Source organism: Pseudoalteromonas sp. XMcav2-N (genome assembly GCF_024124545.1).
In the GTDB taxonomy this organism is placed as follows: domain Bacteria; phylum Pseudomonadota; class Gammaproteobacteria; order Enterobacterales; family Alteromonadaceae; genus Pseudoalteromonas.
Genome location: NZ_JAMXSF010000021.1, coordinates 1 through 15,950 on the forward strand (window position 1 = coordinate 1; position 15,950 = coordinate 15,950).

Below are 15,950 nucleotides of genomic sequence, written 5' to 3' on the forward strand. Positions count from 1 at the left end.
TCTAGAGGCCTAGGACACCGCCCTTTCACGGCGGTAACAGGGGTTCGAATCCCCTAGGGGACGCCACTTACTTTTAGTAAGTACTAAGCTCGCATGGTAAGAGCCTAAATAACCAGTCCTAGTGACACATTCAGTGTCCCCTTCGTCTAGAGGCCTAGGACACCGCCCTTTCACGGCGGTAACAGGGGTTCGAATCCCCTAGGGGACGCCACTTACTTTTTAGTAAGTACCATACTCGTATGGTAAGAGTTTAAATAACCAGTCCTAGTGACAAAAGATTTTGTTAAAGGAAGTTCGGCCTCGCTGGCTCGACTTTCACGCTAACAAAAAATTATTGAAGCGGTGCTTCAATAAGCAAATTTTTTGTCCCCTTCGTCTAGAGGCCTAGGACACCGCCCTTTCACGGCGGTAACAGGGGTTCGAATCCCCTAGGGGACGCCACTTACTTTTAGTAAGTACTAAGCTCGCATGGTAAGAGCCTAAATAACCAGTCCTAGTGACAAAAGATTTTGTTAAAGGAGGTTTGGTCTCGCTGGCTCGACTTTCACGCTAACAAAAAATTATTGAAGCAGTGCTTCAATAAGCAATTTTTTTGTCCCCTTCGTCTAGAGGCCTAGGACACCGCCCTTTCACGGCGGTAACAGGGGTTCGAATCCCCTAGGGGACGCCACTTACTTTAGTAAGTACAAAACTCGTATGGTAAGAGTTTAAATAACCAGTCCTAGTGACAAAAGATTTTGTTAAAGGAAGTTTGGTCTCGCTGGCTCGACTTTCACGCTAACAAAAAATTATTGAAGCGGTGCTTCAATGAGCAAATTTTTGTCCCCTTCGTCTAGAGGCCTAGGACACCGCCCTTTCACGGCGGTAACAGGGGTTCGAATCCCCTAGGGGACGCCACTCTTCTTAGTACTACCACCTGATTTTATAACACTCCATTTTTATCTACTGCTATTCTTGAACATCTTTATCAATCTTAAATTTCAATATCTTAATGAATTTTTTCATATATTTCATTTACTTAAATTATTTGATTTAAAACAAGGTTAAGGCTTTATTAACAAGCTCATCTACGAAAAATGGGTTAGTATCGCGTTTTTTAGGTGAGTATCATGGCCAAAAGATGTACCGATTATACGGATAAGGAAAATGATTATCCGGTCTCTTATAACCTGCTGTCTACCACAGATACCAAAGGGCGGATCACATATGCGAATCAAAGCTTTTGTGATGTTGCTGGCTTTGAGCTGGACGAGCTTGAAGGTCAACCACACAATCTGGTACGTCACCCAACTATGCCCAAAGCTGCCTTTAAAGATCTTTGGCAGTTTATTGGCTCCGGCAAGCCCTGGATGGGCATAGTAAAAAACCGTTGCAAAAACGGTGATCATTACTGGGTTAATGCCTATGTGACCCCCATCAAAGATCAGCATGGCCAAACCGCCGAGTATCAGTCGGTCAGAACCAAGCCAGAACGGGATGTGGTAAAACGGGCTGAAAATATTTATCAGCAGCTCGATAAGGGCGTTGCACCAGCTAAATTGACCCGCTCGTCTCTGTCTTTGTCTGCGCAGATGATGTTGATCCTGGTGGTGTCTTATATTTTGAGCATGGTATTTACCAGCTTGCCAGCGCCATGGAACTATATTCTGGAGACATTGCTGCTAGCAGGCGTACTCGCACTGACATATCAGCGATTATCCCCAGTTCGTCGGTTGAGTGAAAAAGCCAGGCAAGTCTACGACAACCCACTGATGCAAAAAATTTACCTTAATAAAGTCAATGATGTCGCAGCGATTGAGCTGGCACTGCTGGCACGGGGGTCTGAGTTACGCGCCGTACTTGGCAGGGTTCAGGACGCCAGCCAGCTGGTCGATCAGCACGCGCAGGAAACGGTGTCGGAATGTCACAGCAATACAGAGTTGTTACAGGAACAGCAGAGCCAGACAGGTTCTTTGGCTACGGCCATGAATGAAATGACGGCCGCTATTTCCGACATTGCCGGCAATACCAGTGACGCAGCGAATCGCTCAGAAGGTGCATTGCGCTCGGTATTGGATTCTAACTCTGTGGTGCAGGCCAGCATGCAAATCAATCACACTCTATGCAAAGAATTGAGTCGTACTCAACATGATATTGCTCAATTGAATGAGCAAACGGTGCAAATCGGCGGAGTTGTTGACGTAATACGAGATATTTCTGAGCAAACTAATTTGCTGGCTCTGAACGCTGCGATAGAAGCGGCAAGAGCTGGTGAGCAGGGCAGGGGGTTCGCTGTGGTAGCAGATGAAGTCAGAGCCCTTGCACAACGTACTCAGGAATCGACCAGAGAGATAGATGATATTGTCGCAGGTCTAAAGCAACGTGCCGAGCGCGCAGTAGAGGCCATTCAAAATGGGGTTGATAAGTCTAATGAATGTGTAGCGCAAGCGGAACAAACCAAAGAGAACCTGGCATCGATAGAGCATATGGTGAAAGATATTTCTGCTTTGAACTACGAAATCGCCACTGCAACAGACCAAATGTCCGGTGCAAGCAACGAGATAAACGACAAGGCGGTTAATATCTCTCAGCTGGCCAATGCGTCGATGCAAAGTGCAGACAACACCACAGCAGCTATGCGAAACACAGAGCAAGCGCTGGCAGATCAGGCATCATTGGTCGATCAGTTTTTGTTGAGGCTAAGTCGATAGCGCCGAAAATATTAAAAATATGTGAATAGACTGTTCCTTACTGGTATGATTTCGATTGGGTAGTTTATGTGGCAAAATCGCCGCTTTTGACCTGGATATGCACATAATACCAATTTCACTTAATACCTGTTCAATTTGACGGAGCAAATATGACGCTAACGGCGTTAAAAATTTTTCATTTAGAACAACTAAATAGCAAAATTTTTGCCTTGTTATCGACCCTATTTTCTCGCCTCAAAATAGAACACTTAATTAATCAGATTGGTATAAAAATCACACAAAGGGATAACGAATGAGCAATTTACAAAAAACTTTAAAAGTAGGTGCCGCTGCGCTTGTCATGACACTGGCCAATACGCAAGTGAGCGTTGCAGGGGGTGATGGTGGTTACTTTTCGGGTAAAAAACAAGACTGCGAAATCTGGAGAGATGTCGCACCTTATAATTGGGCGAATACCACGCGTGGTAATCAGTCTATGATTTTTTACTGCAACCGTGGCGGTTATACAGTCACCACGGTTGAGCTTAAGATCAAGCGATTAAGTGATAACACTGTCGTATTTCGTGAAAAAAGAAAGCAAAACCTGACGGCAGGGTATGGTCACGGTTTTTACCCGGATCTGAGCGCGAATATCAACGAAGAGTATAAAATGGAACTGGATTACACCTTCGTAAAATTGAAACATGGCAAGCCTGTCTGGGACAATAAAAAAACCAAAACCTGCAAACGCACTTTCACACCAACCAATGCAAACTCGACACGTGGCGAAGTTTTCTGGTCAATCAAAAGCGCGGGAACAGCCTACAACAACAATGGCTGCCAGGGCGTGAGATTCGACATTCACTAGCAGCAAACTCATCGGGCTGAACATTAAAAGTCAGCCCTTAAAATGCTTTAAGAGGCGTTAAAATGAAAGCGAAATACCTGATGATAAACGTATTATGCTTTGCACTTGGCTTTCTTGTAGCAGCCGCTCTATTGCAAAAAGAAGCAACGCTCAGCGACACGCCCTTAGAGGTGACCAAGAGCACAAACATGACAAGCGCGTCTGTGACTGAAATAGCCCCTTCGCGTGTGGGGCCTGTTCGTCCTATACCCGCTGAACACATTGACGAGACACCTTCGTCAGCACATCTTGAGAACAGCCACCACTCAGCGAAAAGGGACTCGCAGCGGACTGAGCTAATATCGATAGCCAATGACATAGGACTGGACAGTAATGTTTACCCTGATCTGGCAAATTATGCCAGCCAGGACATGGCCAGGGTAGTAGAACAACATCTGTTGACAGACATGCGTGTTGCCCAGGGGGATGTTTATGCTCAGTTCGATGACATTGAGCGCTACCTTGAAGAAGTGCCACAGCTGGCATCCCTGCATTTTTTGACCGATTTGATGGCACAGAGCCAGCACAAAGGTGAGCTGTTTCAAAGCTTTGCTATTCACCTGATGACACAAAGTGCTGACCAGTTAGAGGGAAACACTGAGCGCCTTTATCAGGTGCAAGATCTGATCGCGACGGCCAGCCAAAGCGACAGTGAGCTGGTCCGGCTGAGTGCGCTCGAATCCCTGGCGATAACCAGTCAGGACAAAATCCGGTTACAGCAAATGCTCAACCGGTTCAGTAAGGATAGATCCGCGGTGATACAGGCAAAAATAACTTTGCTAAATTACTATATGTCGATAATGGATAAGTTACATAGCGATTAAAACTGACAGGCTTATCATCAGCACTCTGTAACTTACCCTGGTGACCAAAAATAAATTTAATCAGGTGATCCTTTCAAAATCTAATTTGTTATAATATAACATTGTCAAGTTCAAAATTCTGACAAGGCACCTGATATGCAAGCTCTTAATTCTGTCCCAGCTACGCTTACTGCTGAGCAAATGCTGGCTGCACCCGAATCCGATTATATGAATGCCGAACAATTGGCATTTTTCAGACAATATCTTATTGAGTTACATGACTCTACCAGAGCGCGTATTCGCGACACCAAAGCGCAAATAATGAACCCACCTGAGTTGGTTGATTTGAGTGACAGAGCATCGTGGGAGGAGCAATGCATGATCCTGATGCGCATTGTTGACCGTGAGCAAAAGCTGTTACCTAAAATCCAGCAGGCGCTGGAACGGATCCGGCTTAATGAGTATGGCTATTGTCAGGAAACGGGAGAGCCGATAGGCATTGCCCGGTTACTGGCAAGGCCCACTGCTGAATTATGCGCTGACGTAAAATTGTGTTCGGAGCTGAAAGAGCACATGTACGTCAAAAGCAGGGATGCCTGACAGAACTTGAACCCACACACATCTACCGTCAAAAACTGTGTAAGGTAATCAAGCTATGGCTGAGTTAAATACATCAAATTTATTGCCCGTAACCGTGTTGTCCGGTTTTTTAGGGGCAGGAAAAACCACGGTGCTGAACCATATTCTGAGCAACCGTGAGGGGCTAAAAGTGGCTGTCATCGTCAATGATATGAGTGAAATCAATATTGACGCTGCGACGGTACAAAATGAAGTGAGTCTCAACCGGGCTGAGGAAAAACTGGTTGAGATGAGTAATGGCTGTATCTGTTGCACACTCAGAGAAGATCTGCTTGAAGAGGTCAATCGGCTGGCCAAATCGGGTAAATATGACTATCTGGTGATTGAATCAACCGGTATTTCGGAGCCATTGCCCGTGGCGGAAACTTTTACTTTTGCCGATGAGCAAGGGGTAAGCTTATCTGATATTGCCACGCTGGATACCATGGTCACAGTGGTGGATGCGGTCAACTTTCTGAAAGACTACGATCGGGCGGAGGCGTTACAGGATGTCGGCGAGAGCTTAGGTGAGGAAGATGAGCGCAGTGTGGCCGACTTACTCGTTGAACAGGTTGAATTTGCCGATGTACTGCTGATCAGCAAAACAGATTTGATCTCAGATACCGAGCTTAAACGTTTGCAAAGTATTCTGCGCACACTCAATACAGACGCCGAACAAATCCCTATGGCACATGGTCAGGTGCCCCTGGCACAGGTGTTAAATACCAAAAAATTCAGTTTTGAAAAAGCCCAGCAGGCACCCGGCTGGCTCAAAGAGCTGCGGGGCGAACACATTCCGGAAACGGAGGAGTTTGGCATCAGTAGCTTTACCTTTTGTGCCAGAAGACCCTTTCACCCGGAAAAATTCTATGATTTTTTGCACAGTGACGAACTGGCCGGCAAGCTCATTCGCTCAAAAGGGTTTTTCTGGCTGGCTACCAGACCTCAGATTGCCGGTAGCTGGAGTCAGGCTGGCGGTATCGCAAGGTATGGCGCAGCGGGACTATTTTGGAAAGCTGTACCGCGGGAGCAGTGGCCAGAAGACCCGGAATATATAGCGGCCATTGAAGAGCACTGGGTTGAGCCTTTTGGCGACATGCGTCAGGAGTTAGTGTTTATTGGTCAGGGGCTGGATAAAGCAGATATTATCAACCGTCTGAACGCCTGTTTGCTCAGTGAGGAAGAGGTATTGAAAGGTCAGCAAGCGTGGAAAACGCTGCCGGACCCTTTTCCTTCCTGGGAGCACTAAATAAATATCAGCCAGGCAATCAGGCTGGCCGCCAGGCAATAATAGAGCATGGGAACCAGGGTGTAGCGAATAATATCACCCTCTTTGCCATGCAGGCCGACGACACTGGCGGCGGCAACCACATTTACCACCGCAATCATGTTGCCGCCATTCGCGCCGAGCATCTGCAAGGCCAGAACCAGCTGCATATCTAACCCAGCTTCAGCCGCTAATGCTTGCTGAAAGCTGGCAAACATCAGGTTAGAAAAGGTCGCCGAGCCCGCGATAAACGCCCCCAACGCGCCCACTAAGGGGGCGATAAATAACCACAGAACACTCAGATGTATGGCAACCGTCTCGGCCAGTGCCATAGGCATAGAAGGGAGGGCGGCGTTATTGACGTCAGAGTGAAGAAAAATGCGCACCATAGGCACCGCTGCACTTAGTGCAATCAAAGAGGGGATTAACATACTGATACTGTTGTTGAGGGCCATGCGAAGCTGCGCCGCTTTGCCTTTTTGCAGCCAAAGTGCCAAGAGCGCGGTCACAACAAACACACTGCCAGGCAGGTACAGGGGCATCACATTCACAGAAATGGCCGACCCCAGGATCTGATCCCATTCAAAGTTCACGCTTTGCAGCATGGCCTTAAAAGGCAGTGCGGGGATCCGGGTCAGCACCAGGAGTGTTGCAACCAAGACGTATGGTAACCAAGCTCTGAGTAAGCTCAGTGAGGGGACATGCGTATCTTCTGCTTGAGGTGTTGTTGAGGCTTCGGATTTCGGCAATAAGAACCCTTTACGTGCTAGAGGGCAGACGATGGCCAATCCTGCCATCGCGCCCAGTACAGAGGGAAATTCCGGCCCCAGCAACCAGGCGACGCTATAGGCGGGCAGGGTAAAAGCCAGTGCACTGAAAACCGCAAAAGGCGCCATAACGAGCCCGGCGCGCCAGCTGGGTGAGTCGCTGAAAAAGCGGCTGTACAGCACAACCATGATCAGAGGCAGCAGGGCGGCGGCAATGATATCAATACCAATGGCAGTTAAGGCAACCTGCTTAACGTCGGCGTATTCGATATTCGCCGCACCCTGACCAATCCCGACAATCGCAGGTGTACCAACGGCACCAAATGAGACCGCACTGGAGTCGGCTACCAGTGCCAGCACCACGGCGCCCAGCGGTGTAAAGCCCAGCGCAACCAGCAAAGGGGCGGCAATGGCGGCAGGTGTACCAAACCCCGCGGCACCCTCCAGAAAACTGCCAAACAACCAGGCAATGATGATCAGCTGCACCCGTTTATCGGGGCTTATCCCGGCAAAGCCATGTTTAATGACATTGATAGCGCCGGTTTGTTGTAGCACTTTCAGTAAAAAAATTGCCCCGAAAACAATCCACACTATGGTCAGGGCGATGACCAACCCTTCCAGCGTGGCGGCGGTGATATGCCCCAAAGGCACCTGCCAGATAAAATAAGCTGATAAGAAGGTCACGAGCAGGCTAAATGGCATGGCCTGCTTAGCAGGCAGTCTGAGCAGGACCAGCAGAACAAATACGCTGAAAATAGGCACCAGGGCCGTGAACAGTTGTGGTAGCGTCATCAGAGTTTAAGAAGTCCATTACTTAATGAGATGAGCTTAGCATGTCAATAAGATAATGAATATGCAGCTATTGCAGGATGTGATCTTGATATGATACGGGTAAGAAGATCAAGCAAATTGGTCAGCTATGACACAAATGTAATGGTTTGTAACAACTTCATTTGGGTTAATCGTGCAATTGATGTACTAAATTAACACGCGTCTTGTTAGTGTGAATTTTAGTCAGGGAAGGGTTGGGTAACTCCTGACTTTGGCGAGCAACGGCACACAAAAACGATGCTCACAGGTATCAGATACAACAAGGAGGCGACATGCTGACGTTGCATATTATTGCTGGGTCATTTTTATTGTTGTTTGGCATAGGCGCGTTGAGTTTTGCCAAAGGAACGACCAGGCACAGATGGTCCGGAAATCTATTTTTCTTATCCATGTTAGTCATGGCAGGCAGTGCTGCATTCTTTAACGGTGGCCTGACGATGGCGTTACTAACCTTGTACTATGGCTCAACAGCCTGGGCGGTTGTGTTGAGGAAAGAGCGCTCAGTGGGCGCTTTCGAGTTCATTGCAATGCTGGTGATTATCTACATCAGCTTTGACTTGTTTTACTTCGTTTATAATGCCACAGAGCTTTCGGCGACTTTCAAATTCATATTTACCCTTCATGCAATGATTGCCGCGATCGCTGCGTGTCTGGATGCCAAAATGATATTGAGTGGTGGACTCAGCGGCAAGCACCGTATGGTCAGACATACGTGGAGAGCGTGTTTTGCGTTATTAGGCGCTGTGATGTCTTTCTCGGCTAATACATCAGACAGTTGGCCTGATTTCATAGACAGTAATGCGCTAATATATCTGATGATAGGTGTGCTTTTCTACTGGGTGATCAGGGTCTTGTTCACCAACTGGTATAATCAAATCACAGATGTGCTGGGCAGCAGTGTGTTGCTCACAAGACTTATGATGCTCATGCGACCAGCAAACAGCAAATAATGTGAGTGGCAGTGATGCGAGGTGGGCTTGGAGTTGTGCCCACTGTGTAGCAAGTTATTTACTCTGTTTTCTCTTTAAATTCGCACAAATCTTCAATGATACAGCTGCCACATTTGGGCTTGCGCGCGGTACACACGTAGCGGCCCAGCAAAATCAGCCAGTGGTGTACGTCAACTTTGAATTCTTTGGGGACTACCTTTTCGAGCTTTTCTTCAACCGCGACTACGTCTTTACCCATGGCAAATTTGGTGCGGTTTGACACGCGAAAGATGTGTGTGTCTACGGCGATAGTAGGCCAGCCGAAGGCACAATTAAGCACCACATTAGCGGTCTTACGACCCACGCCGGGCAGGGCTTCCAGCGCTTCGCGATTCTCTGGGACCTCGCCACCATGCTGTTCCATCAGGATATGGCACATCTTGTAGACGTTATTGGCTTTGGAATTAAATAAGCCGATGGTTTTGATGTAGTCCCTCAGGCCATCCACACCCAGATCAATAATCCCCTGTGGTGTGTTAGCTACGGGGAACAACTTACGGGTGGCTTTATTCACACTCACGTCTGTGGCCTGGGCTGATAAAGTGACGGCGACCAGCAGCTCGAATGGTGAGGTATATTCCAGTTCAGTCTCCGGGTTAGGGTTGTCATCCCGCAGACGGGTGAGAATTTCGAGTCGTTTTGCTTTATTCATAGTACTGACTTACTTGCTGTTGATCCTATCTGAGCTCAATGGGAGAGTGACGGCTCTCCCACTGCGCGTTAATCTAAGCTGGTGACCCGAGCTCGGGGGGCTTTTTCCGGGCTGGCGACGGGCTCAGCCTGGGCCTCTTTACGTGCATCAATATAGTTTTTGGCAGCAATGATTAAGCCTAACCCTAAAAAAGCACCAGGCGGTAGAATCGCCACCAGAAACTGACTGTCGAACTCTATGACTTCGATGCGTAATGCGGTTGCCCAGTCACCCAGTAACAGGTTAGCGCCATCAAACAGCGTGCCCTGACCAATCAGCTCACGCATGGCACCCAGCAATACCAGTACAGCACCAAACCCCAGACCCATCATGATCCCATCCCAGGCTGATAACAGTGGCGTATTTTTTGAGGCATAGGCTTCAGCCCGGCCGATGATGGCACAGTTGGTCACAATCAGCGGAATAAAGATCCCAAGTGACTGGTACAGACCGAAAGTGTAAGCATTCATCAGCAGCTGCACTATGGTTACAAAGGCGGCGATGATCATCACAAATACTGGGATCCGAATGTCTTTAGGTACCCAGTTTCGCACGACGGAAACCGTGACATTGGATCCAACCAATACCAGCAAAGTTGCCAGCCCCAGACCCAAAGCGTTGGTTATCGTGCTGGTGACGGCCAGCAACGGACACAGGCCCAGCAGCTGTACCAGTGCCGGGTTATTCTTCCACATACCTTCATGGGCGAGTTGTTTAAATTCACTCATCGATGGTCTCCTGACAGTGGTTTGGCTCTGCGAACAGCGCATCAAAGTGGCTGCGAGCATACCAGGCTGCAACATTGACGCTCTGCACTACGGCGCGTGGTGTAATTGTTGCGCCGGTGAATTGGTCGAACTGCCCGCCATCTTTTTGTACATTGAAAGCGGGGTCTTGCTCCTGAGTCACGGTCGTTCCACTGAAACGGGTGATCCAGTCAGATTTGGCCAGTTCTACTTTATCACCAAGCCCGGGAGTTTCCTCGTGGCGAGTAACCCGCACACCGGCAATTTCACCGGTGTTATAGACCGCGCTCAGTATGTCGATGTTACCGCTATAGCCACGTGGTGTGATATGTTGCACCAGCAAGGCGACGGGCTCACCCTGTAAGCGCGCGCGGTAGATAATATGCGGGCCATTGGGGCCAAGCTCAGGGGCATCACTTAAAGTACAATCCAGGTAAAGCTCGTTGTCGTATTGCGCCTTTGGTATGACCTGGGTCAATACGCGCATTAGGTGGCGTTGTTCCTGTTTGGCAATTTCAGGTGCAGTAAAGGTTTGTACCAGTGCAACACTGCCGGTGGTTGCCAGTGCAAAGGCGGTCAGGATCAGGCCGTTCTTTTTCATCGATGACAGGATCATGAGCTTGCTCCATGCCCGTAAGTACGAGGCTGCGTATAGTAATCAATCAAAGGTACCGCCATGTTCATGATCAGCACGGCAAAAGCGACGGCATCCGGGTAGCCACCAAAGTGGCGGATCAGATAAACCAGCAGGCCAATCAGCGCACCATAAATTAAACGGCCGCGGTTGGTGGTACTGGCCGATACCGGATCGGTGGCAATAAAAAACGCCCCCAGCATAGTTGCACCACTGAGCAGGTGGAACAGCGTACCTGCCTGGGTTGCAGGTGACACAACATAGCCAATGCCGCTGCACACCGCCAGGGTCACGATAAAAGCCACTGGGATATGCCAGTTAATGACTTTGGTTTTTAGCAGGTACAAACCACCCAAAAGATAGGCCAGGTTCACCCACTGCCAGCCTTGTCCGGCATAGTCGCCGAACGCGACGTTATCAGTGGCTTCTGAGACAGTCAGATTTTGTGATACGGCCGTTTTTACATGGTCCAGCGGTGTGGCTGAGGTGGTGCCATCAATTACCTGACGCGCTTCTGCCAGCGGGACGCCCGACAGGGTTTGCTCGGTAAAAATGAGCGTCAGTTGATCAAAAGCGGACAGCGGCGTTGCCTGTATTTCGGTGATGGGGGTCCAGCTGGTCATTTGCACCGGAAATGAGATCAACAGCAACACATAAGCGGCCATAGCAGGGTTGAACAGATTGAAACCCAGCCCGCCATAAAGCTGTTTAACAATCGCAATGGCGAACACACAACCAATTACGGTGACCCACCAGGGGGCCAGAGGCGGAATGCTCACAGCAAGCAGTACGGCAGTCAGCCAGGCACTGCCATCACTGAGTATTGGCCACACGGGGCGATTGCGCAGTTTCATCATCGCGGCTTCGGTCGCGCTGACCGTTAACAGTGCCAGCAAGAGCTGAAACAGGGTGCCGGGGCCGAAAAAGTAACTTTGTAGCAGAATGCCCGGGATACAGGCGGCGATAACCGTCAGCATCAGACGGCTGAGGGTTTTGTGGCTGTGGTTGTGGGGCGATGAAGCCATGGTTAATTTCATGACGGATCATTTCCTTCTTGGTCTTCGGCTGCGGCCTGCTTTTTTGCTTTTGCGCGTGCAACAGCGGCTTTAATCGCAGCCTGACGTTTTTCTTCGGCGCTAAGCGGCGCTTCATGAGTGCTTTGCAGGGCGTCGACAGGTTCTGCATCTGTTTGTTGCTCGGCTTCTTTGGCAGCTTTCTTTGCCTTAGCACGGGTAATCGCAGCAGCGACGGCGGCCTTGCGCGGGTCTTCCGGCTCAGCAGAGGTTTCGGCAGGTTCAGCGTCTGTTTGTTGCTCGGCTTCTTTGGCGGCTTTCTTCGCCTTGGCACGGGCAATCGCAGCAGCGACAGCGGCCTTGCGAGGATCTTCCGGCTCAGCAGAGGTTTCGGCAGGTTCAGCGTCTGTTTGCTGCTCGGCTTCTTTGGCGGCTTTCTTTGCCTTAGCGCGGGCAATGGCAGCTGCAACGGCGGCCTTGCGAGGATCTTCTGGCTCAGCAGAAGTTTCGGCAGGTTCAGCGTCTGTTGATTGCTCGGTTTCTTTAGCGGCTTTCTTTGCCTTAGCACGGGCAATTGCAGCTGCAACAGCGGCCTTACGGGGATCCTCCGGTTCAGCATCTGTACCGGCCGACTCAGAGTCTGCTTGCTGCTCGGCCTCTTTGGCGGCTTTCTTCGCCTTAGCACGGGCAATGGCAGCTGCAACGGCGGCCTTGCGAGGATCTTCTGGCTCAGCAGAAGTTTCGGCAGGTTCAGCGTCTGTTGATTGCTCGGTTTCTTTAGCGGCTTTCTTTGCCTTAGCACGGGCAATTGCAGCGGCAACAGCAGCCTTGCGAGGATCGCTGTCTGCCTCGTCGCTTTGTTGTTGCGCTGGCTGATCATCCTGTTGCGCCGCTTTTTTGGCTTTAGCACGTGCTATTGCGGCAGCAACAGCGGCTTTACGCGGATCCTCTGCAGTGACAGCTGAAGAGTCAGTCGCGTCATTTTGTTGTGCTGCTTTTTTAGCTTTAGCCCTTGCTATGGCGGCGGCAACGGCATCTTTGCGTGAGCCTTCTCCGCCGGCATGCATCTCAGGTGCAGCTTGTGCGTCTTTTTCTGCTTTGTACTGACGCGCTTTTTCTTTGCGCTTAGCACGCTCCAGTGCCACTTCTGAATTGTCCGGCTCCAGCGTGCCATCGGCCGCTTTTTTGGCTTTGGCCCGCTCAATCGCGGCTTGTACAGCAGACTGGCTGTCTTTTTTCTGTTTGACGCGCTCCATTGCGGCGCTGACTTTATCGCTTTGCTCTGCACTGCGGGTACTGCTGCGAGCTGAACGCTTATGACGATTCTGACGTTCTTCCTGCTCCCGCTCGAGTCGCTCTTTGCGTGCCTCAAAGCGTTCTTTAGCACGCTCCGCCTTCACTTTTTCGAGCTTTTGTTCGCGGATCTCGGCCTTGGCAACCCGGTAATATTGCACCAGCGGAATTTCACTCGGACAAACATAGGCGCAAGCACCACACTCAATACAGTCGAACAAATTATGTTCTTCCAGTTTGTCATACTCTTTGCCTTTGGCGAACCACTGCAGTTGTTGTGGCAGCAGGGTTTGCGGACAGGCATCGGCACAAGCGCTACAACGAATACATGCCTGTTCGGAGCCGGCAACGGCCAGCTCCTGATTATCCGGTGCCAGAATACAGTTGGTGGTTTTTACGACTGGAATTCGCACTGTTGGCAGGGTAAAGCCCATCATAGGACCACCCATGATAACACGCTGTTCTGCCACAGGTTCAAAGCCCTGGCAAGTAAGTAAGTGCTTAATCTCTGTGCCCAGCAGTGCCCAGACATTTTGTGGTGTCTGGATGGTGTTTCCGGTCACAGTTACCACGCGCTCAATCAGCGGTTTGCCTTTGCATACGGCTTCACTGACGGCAAACAAAGTACCAACATTCTGTACCAAGACGCCAACATCGGCAGGTATTCCGCCACTGGGGACTTCTTTAGAGGTCAATACCTGGATCAATTGTTTCTCACCGCCCGAGGGGTATTTAACCGGCAGGCCACGGATCAGGATTTTGCTATTGTGAGCGGCCGCCGCGGTCATCGCCTGAATAGCCTCAGGTTTGTTGGTTTCAATACCAACCAGCACATATTCCGGGCTTAGCAGGTGCTGCATGATCTCTATGCCCTGCACAATTTGCTCGGCATGTTCGCGCATGAGCAGATCATCTGCGGTGATGTAAGGCTCGCACTCAACGCCGTTGACCACTAAAAATTCAACAGGTTTATGCTTTGCGCTGTCGGCTTTGACATAGGTTGGAAAACCCGCACCGCCCATTCCGGCAATACCGGCATGGTGAATAATGTCGATCAAGGCCTGGTTATCGAGCTGGGTGTAGTCCGAAACCGGACAAAGTTCACACCAGCTGTCCTCTCCGTCTGGCGTGAGTACGATACTCAATTCAGGTAAAGCGGAAGGGTGTGCTGAAGGCATAGGTTTGATGTCACTGATCACCCCAGAAGTTGGAGCATGCACAGGCAAAGACCAGTTTGCGCCCGGGCGGGTCAATGCCTGACCTTTTAGTACGCTGTCCCCTTTATTTACCAGCAGCTGACCGTTGGCTCCAATATGTTGTTTCAGAGGTAGTACCAGATAGTCGGGCAGGGGAATACGACCAATACTCGCCTGATTTGACACAGATTTTTGCTCCGGTGGATGAATGCCGCCGGGAAACTGCCACAATTTACCGTGTTCAATTTGCTCAAGTAAAGTTTCCACTTAAACCTCTTAGTCGATTTGCTTTACAGGAATGGCATCAATTTGCCATTTCCAGGTTTGGACGGTTTGTGCCACCGGGATCATATCAATACAATCGACAGGGCAGGGGTCAACACACAGGTCGCAACCGGTGCACTCGTCTGCAATGACGGTATGCATTTGGCGGGTCGCGCCGACGATGGCATCAACCGGACAGGCCTGAATACACTTAGTGCAACCAATGCACTCATCTTCGCGTATATAGGCAACCTTCTTAATGGGCTCTGCTTCTTCACCCCCGGCCAGAGGCTTGGCCTCAACGCCCATTAAATCGGCCAGTTTTTTCACCGTTGCCTCGCCACCAGGTGGACATTTATTTACGTCATCACCATTCGCAATCGCTTCTGCATAGGGGCGACAACCGGGGTAGCCACACTGACCACATTGTGTTTGTGGCAAGATGGCATCTACCTGATCAACAATCGGGTTGCTTTCAACCCGGTACTTTACGGCGGCGTAGCCGAGAATAAGGCCAAAAGCCAGCGCCAGTGCGCCGATGGCAATTAGTGCATAAAACAGTGTCATCTTAGAACTTCACCAATCCAGAAAAACCCATAAAGGCCAGCGACATCAGTCCGGCTGTGATCATGGCAATTGAGGCACCTTTAAACGGTACCGGTACATCCGCGACGGCCAGACGTTCTCTCAGTGCGGCAAACAAGACCAGCACCAGTGAAAAGCCAACGGCAGCACCAAACCCATACACCGCCGAACCAATGAAGGTGTGGTCATTTTTGATGTTGAGCAGCGCAACCCCTAACACCGCGCAGTTGGTGGTGATAAGCGGCAGGAAAATACCGAGCAGGCGGTATAAGGTTGGACTGGTCTTACGCACGACCATCTCTGTAAACTGCACAACCACAGCAATCACCAAAATAAAGCTCATGGTGCGCAGGAAGGTGAGATCCAGTGGCAGCAAAATGTATTGATTGACCAGGTAGCTGGTGACAGAAGCCAACGTCAGAACGAAGGTGGTCGCGAGTGACATACCAATAGCGGTTTCGAGTTTGCCCGAGACACCCATAAACGGGCACAAGCCGAGGAATTGCACCAATACAAAGTTATTTACCAGCACTGTGCCAATAAGCAACAGAATATACTCTGTCATGCTTGCCCCTTAGTGTGAATGAATTTACAGAGAACCAGAATAGACTGAGAATTCTAACAATTTCGGGCTTGAGATCACAGCATTTAGCCGGGAGAGAGGGGGGAAAGTTTGT

Annotated in this window: 14 protein-coding genes and 4 tRNA genes; 10 read left to right on the forward strand and 8 right to left on the reverse strand. The window is 49.9% G+C overall.

Annotated features, from left to right (window positions below):
• Nucleotides 1–135: 135 nt before the first annotated feature.
• The 9 genes from NH568_RS20855 (at nucleotide 136) to zigA (ending at nucleotide 6,246) form a co-directional block, all read left to right on the forward strand.
• Nucleotides 136–211: transfer RNA gene (locus NH568_RS20855), tRNA-Glu, on the forward strand.
• 154 nt (nucleotides 212–365) lie between these two features.
• Nucleotides 366–441, forward strand: a tRNA-Glu gene (locus NH568_RS20860).
• A 153-nt stretch (nucleotides 442–594) separates the two neighbouring features.
• Nucleotides 595–670, forward strand: a tRNA-Glu gene (locus tag NH568_RS20865).
• A gap of 151 nt (nucleotides 671–821) precedes the next feature.
• Nucleotides 822–897: transfer RNA gene (locus NH568_RS20870), tRNA-Glu, on the forward strand.
• A 212-nt stretch (nucleotides 898–1,109) separates the two neighbouring features.
• Nucleotides 1,110–2,690, forward strand: a complete 1,581-nt coding sequence (locus NH568_RS20875; RefSeq protein WP_253050557.1) for a PAS domain-containing methyl-accepting chemotaxis protein — start codon at nucleotides 1,110–1,112, stop codon at nucleotides 2,688–2,690.
• A gap of 292 nt (nucleotides 2,691–2,982) precedes the next feature.
• A complete protein-coding gene (locus NH568_RS20880; RefSeq protein WP_253050559.1) occupies nucleotides 2,983–3,537 on the forward strand; it encodes a hypothetical protein in 555 nt (184 codons plus the stop codon).
• Nucleotides 3,538–3,599: 62 nt separating this feature from the next.
• Nucleotides 3,600–4,400, forward strand: a complete 801-nt coding sequence (locus NH568_RS20885; protein WP_253050561.1) for a hypothetical protein — start codon at nucleotides 3,600–3,602, stop codon at nucleotides 4,398–4,400.
• A gap of 135 nt (nucleotides 4,401–4,535) precedes the next feature.
• On the forward strand, nucleotides 4,536–4,979 hold the full coding sequence (locus tag NH568_RS20890) for a TraR/DksA C4-type zinc finger protein (protein WP_253050563.1): 444 nt from the start codon (nucleotides 4,536–4,538) through the stop codon (nucleotides 4,977–4,979).
• Between the two features lie 55 nt (nucleotides 4,980–5,034).
• Entirely contained in the window at nucleotides 5,035–6,246 is a 1,212-nt protein-coding gene (zigA, locus tag NH568_RS20895; protein WP_253050568.1) for a zinc metallochaperone GTPase ZigA, read from the forward strand.
• On the opposite strand, the gene NH568_RS20900 is transcribed toward zigA, so the two are convergent.
• On the reverse strand, nucleotides 6,243–7,823 hold the full coding sequence (locus tag NH568_RS20900; protein WP_253050570.1) for an L-lactate permease: 1,581 nt from the start codon (nucleotides 7,821–7,823) through the stop codon (nucleotides 6,243–6,245). The two genes, zigA and NH568_RS20900, sit on opposite strands and share 4 nt — an antisense overlap.
• 311 nt (nucleotides 7,824–8,134) lie before the next feature.
• Between NH568_RS20900 and NH568_RS20905 the strand changes: the two genes are divergently transcribed.
• On the forward strand, nucleotides 8,135–8,812 hold the full coding sequence (locus NH568_RS20905; protein WP_253050571.1) for a hypothetical protein: 678 nt from the start codon (nucleotides 8,135–8,137) through the stop codon (nucleotides 8,810–8,812).
• A gap of 58 nt (nucleotides 8,813–8,870) precedes the next feature.
• Here the strand turns inward: NH568_RS20905 and nth are convergent, their stop codons facing one another.
• From nth to rsxA, 7 genes are all read right to left on the reverse strand, one after another.
• Nucleotides 8,871–9,503, reverse strand: a complete 633-nt coding sequence (nth, locus tag NH568_RS20910; RefSeq protein WP_253050573.1) for an endonuclease III — start codon at nucleotides 9,501–9,503, stop codon at nucleotides 8,871–8,873.
• A gap of 68 nt (nucleotides 9,504–9,571) precedes the next feature.
• Nucleotides 9,572–10,270, reverse strand: coding sequence for an electron transport complex subunit E (locus tag NH568_RS20915; RefSeq protein WP_138551585.1), 699 nt, complete (start codon nucleotides 10,268–10,270; stop codon nucleotides 9,572–9,574).
• Nucleotides 10,263–10,904, reverse strand: a complete 642-nt coding sequence (rsxG, locus tag NH568_RS20920; RefSeq protein ID WP_253050575.1) for an electron transport complex subunit RsxG — start codon at nucleotides 10,902–10,904, stop codon at nucleotides 10,263–10,265. Before rsxG ends, NH568_RS20915 begins: the two co-directional genes overlap by 8 nt.
• Complete coding sequence (rsxD, locus tag NH568_RS20925; RefSeq protein WP_253050577.1) at nucleotides 10,901–11,959, reverse strand: electron transport complex subunit RsxD; 1,059 nt, start codon at nucleotides 11,957–11,959, stop codon at nucleotides 10,901–10,903. The genes rsxG and rsxD overlap by 4 nt, the downstream gene beginning before the upstream one ends.
• Nucleotides 11,956–14,691, reverse strand: a complete 2,736-nt coding sequence (rsxC, locus tag NH568_RS20930; protein WP_253050579.1) for an electron transport complex subunit RsxC — start codon at nucleotides 14,689–14,691, stop codon at nucleotides 11,956–11,958. The genes rsxD and rsxC overlap by 4 nt, the downstream gene beginning before the upstream one ends.
• A gap of 9 nt (nucleotides 14,692–14,700) precedes the next feature.
• Nucleotides 14,701–15,255, reverse strand: coding sequence for an electron transport complex subunit RsxB (rsxB, locus tag NH568_RS20935; RefSeq protein WP_253050580.1), 555 nt, complete (start codon nucleotides 15,253–15,255; stop codon nucleotides 14,701–14,703).
• Nucleotide 15,256: 1 nt separating this feature from the next.
• Entirely contained in the window at nucleotides 15,257–15,838 is a 582-nt protein-coding gene (gene rsxA / locus NH568_RS20940) for an electron transport complex subunit RsxA (protein ID WP_253050582.1), read from the reverse strand.
• Nucleotides 15,839–15,950: the final 112 nt, after the last annotated feature.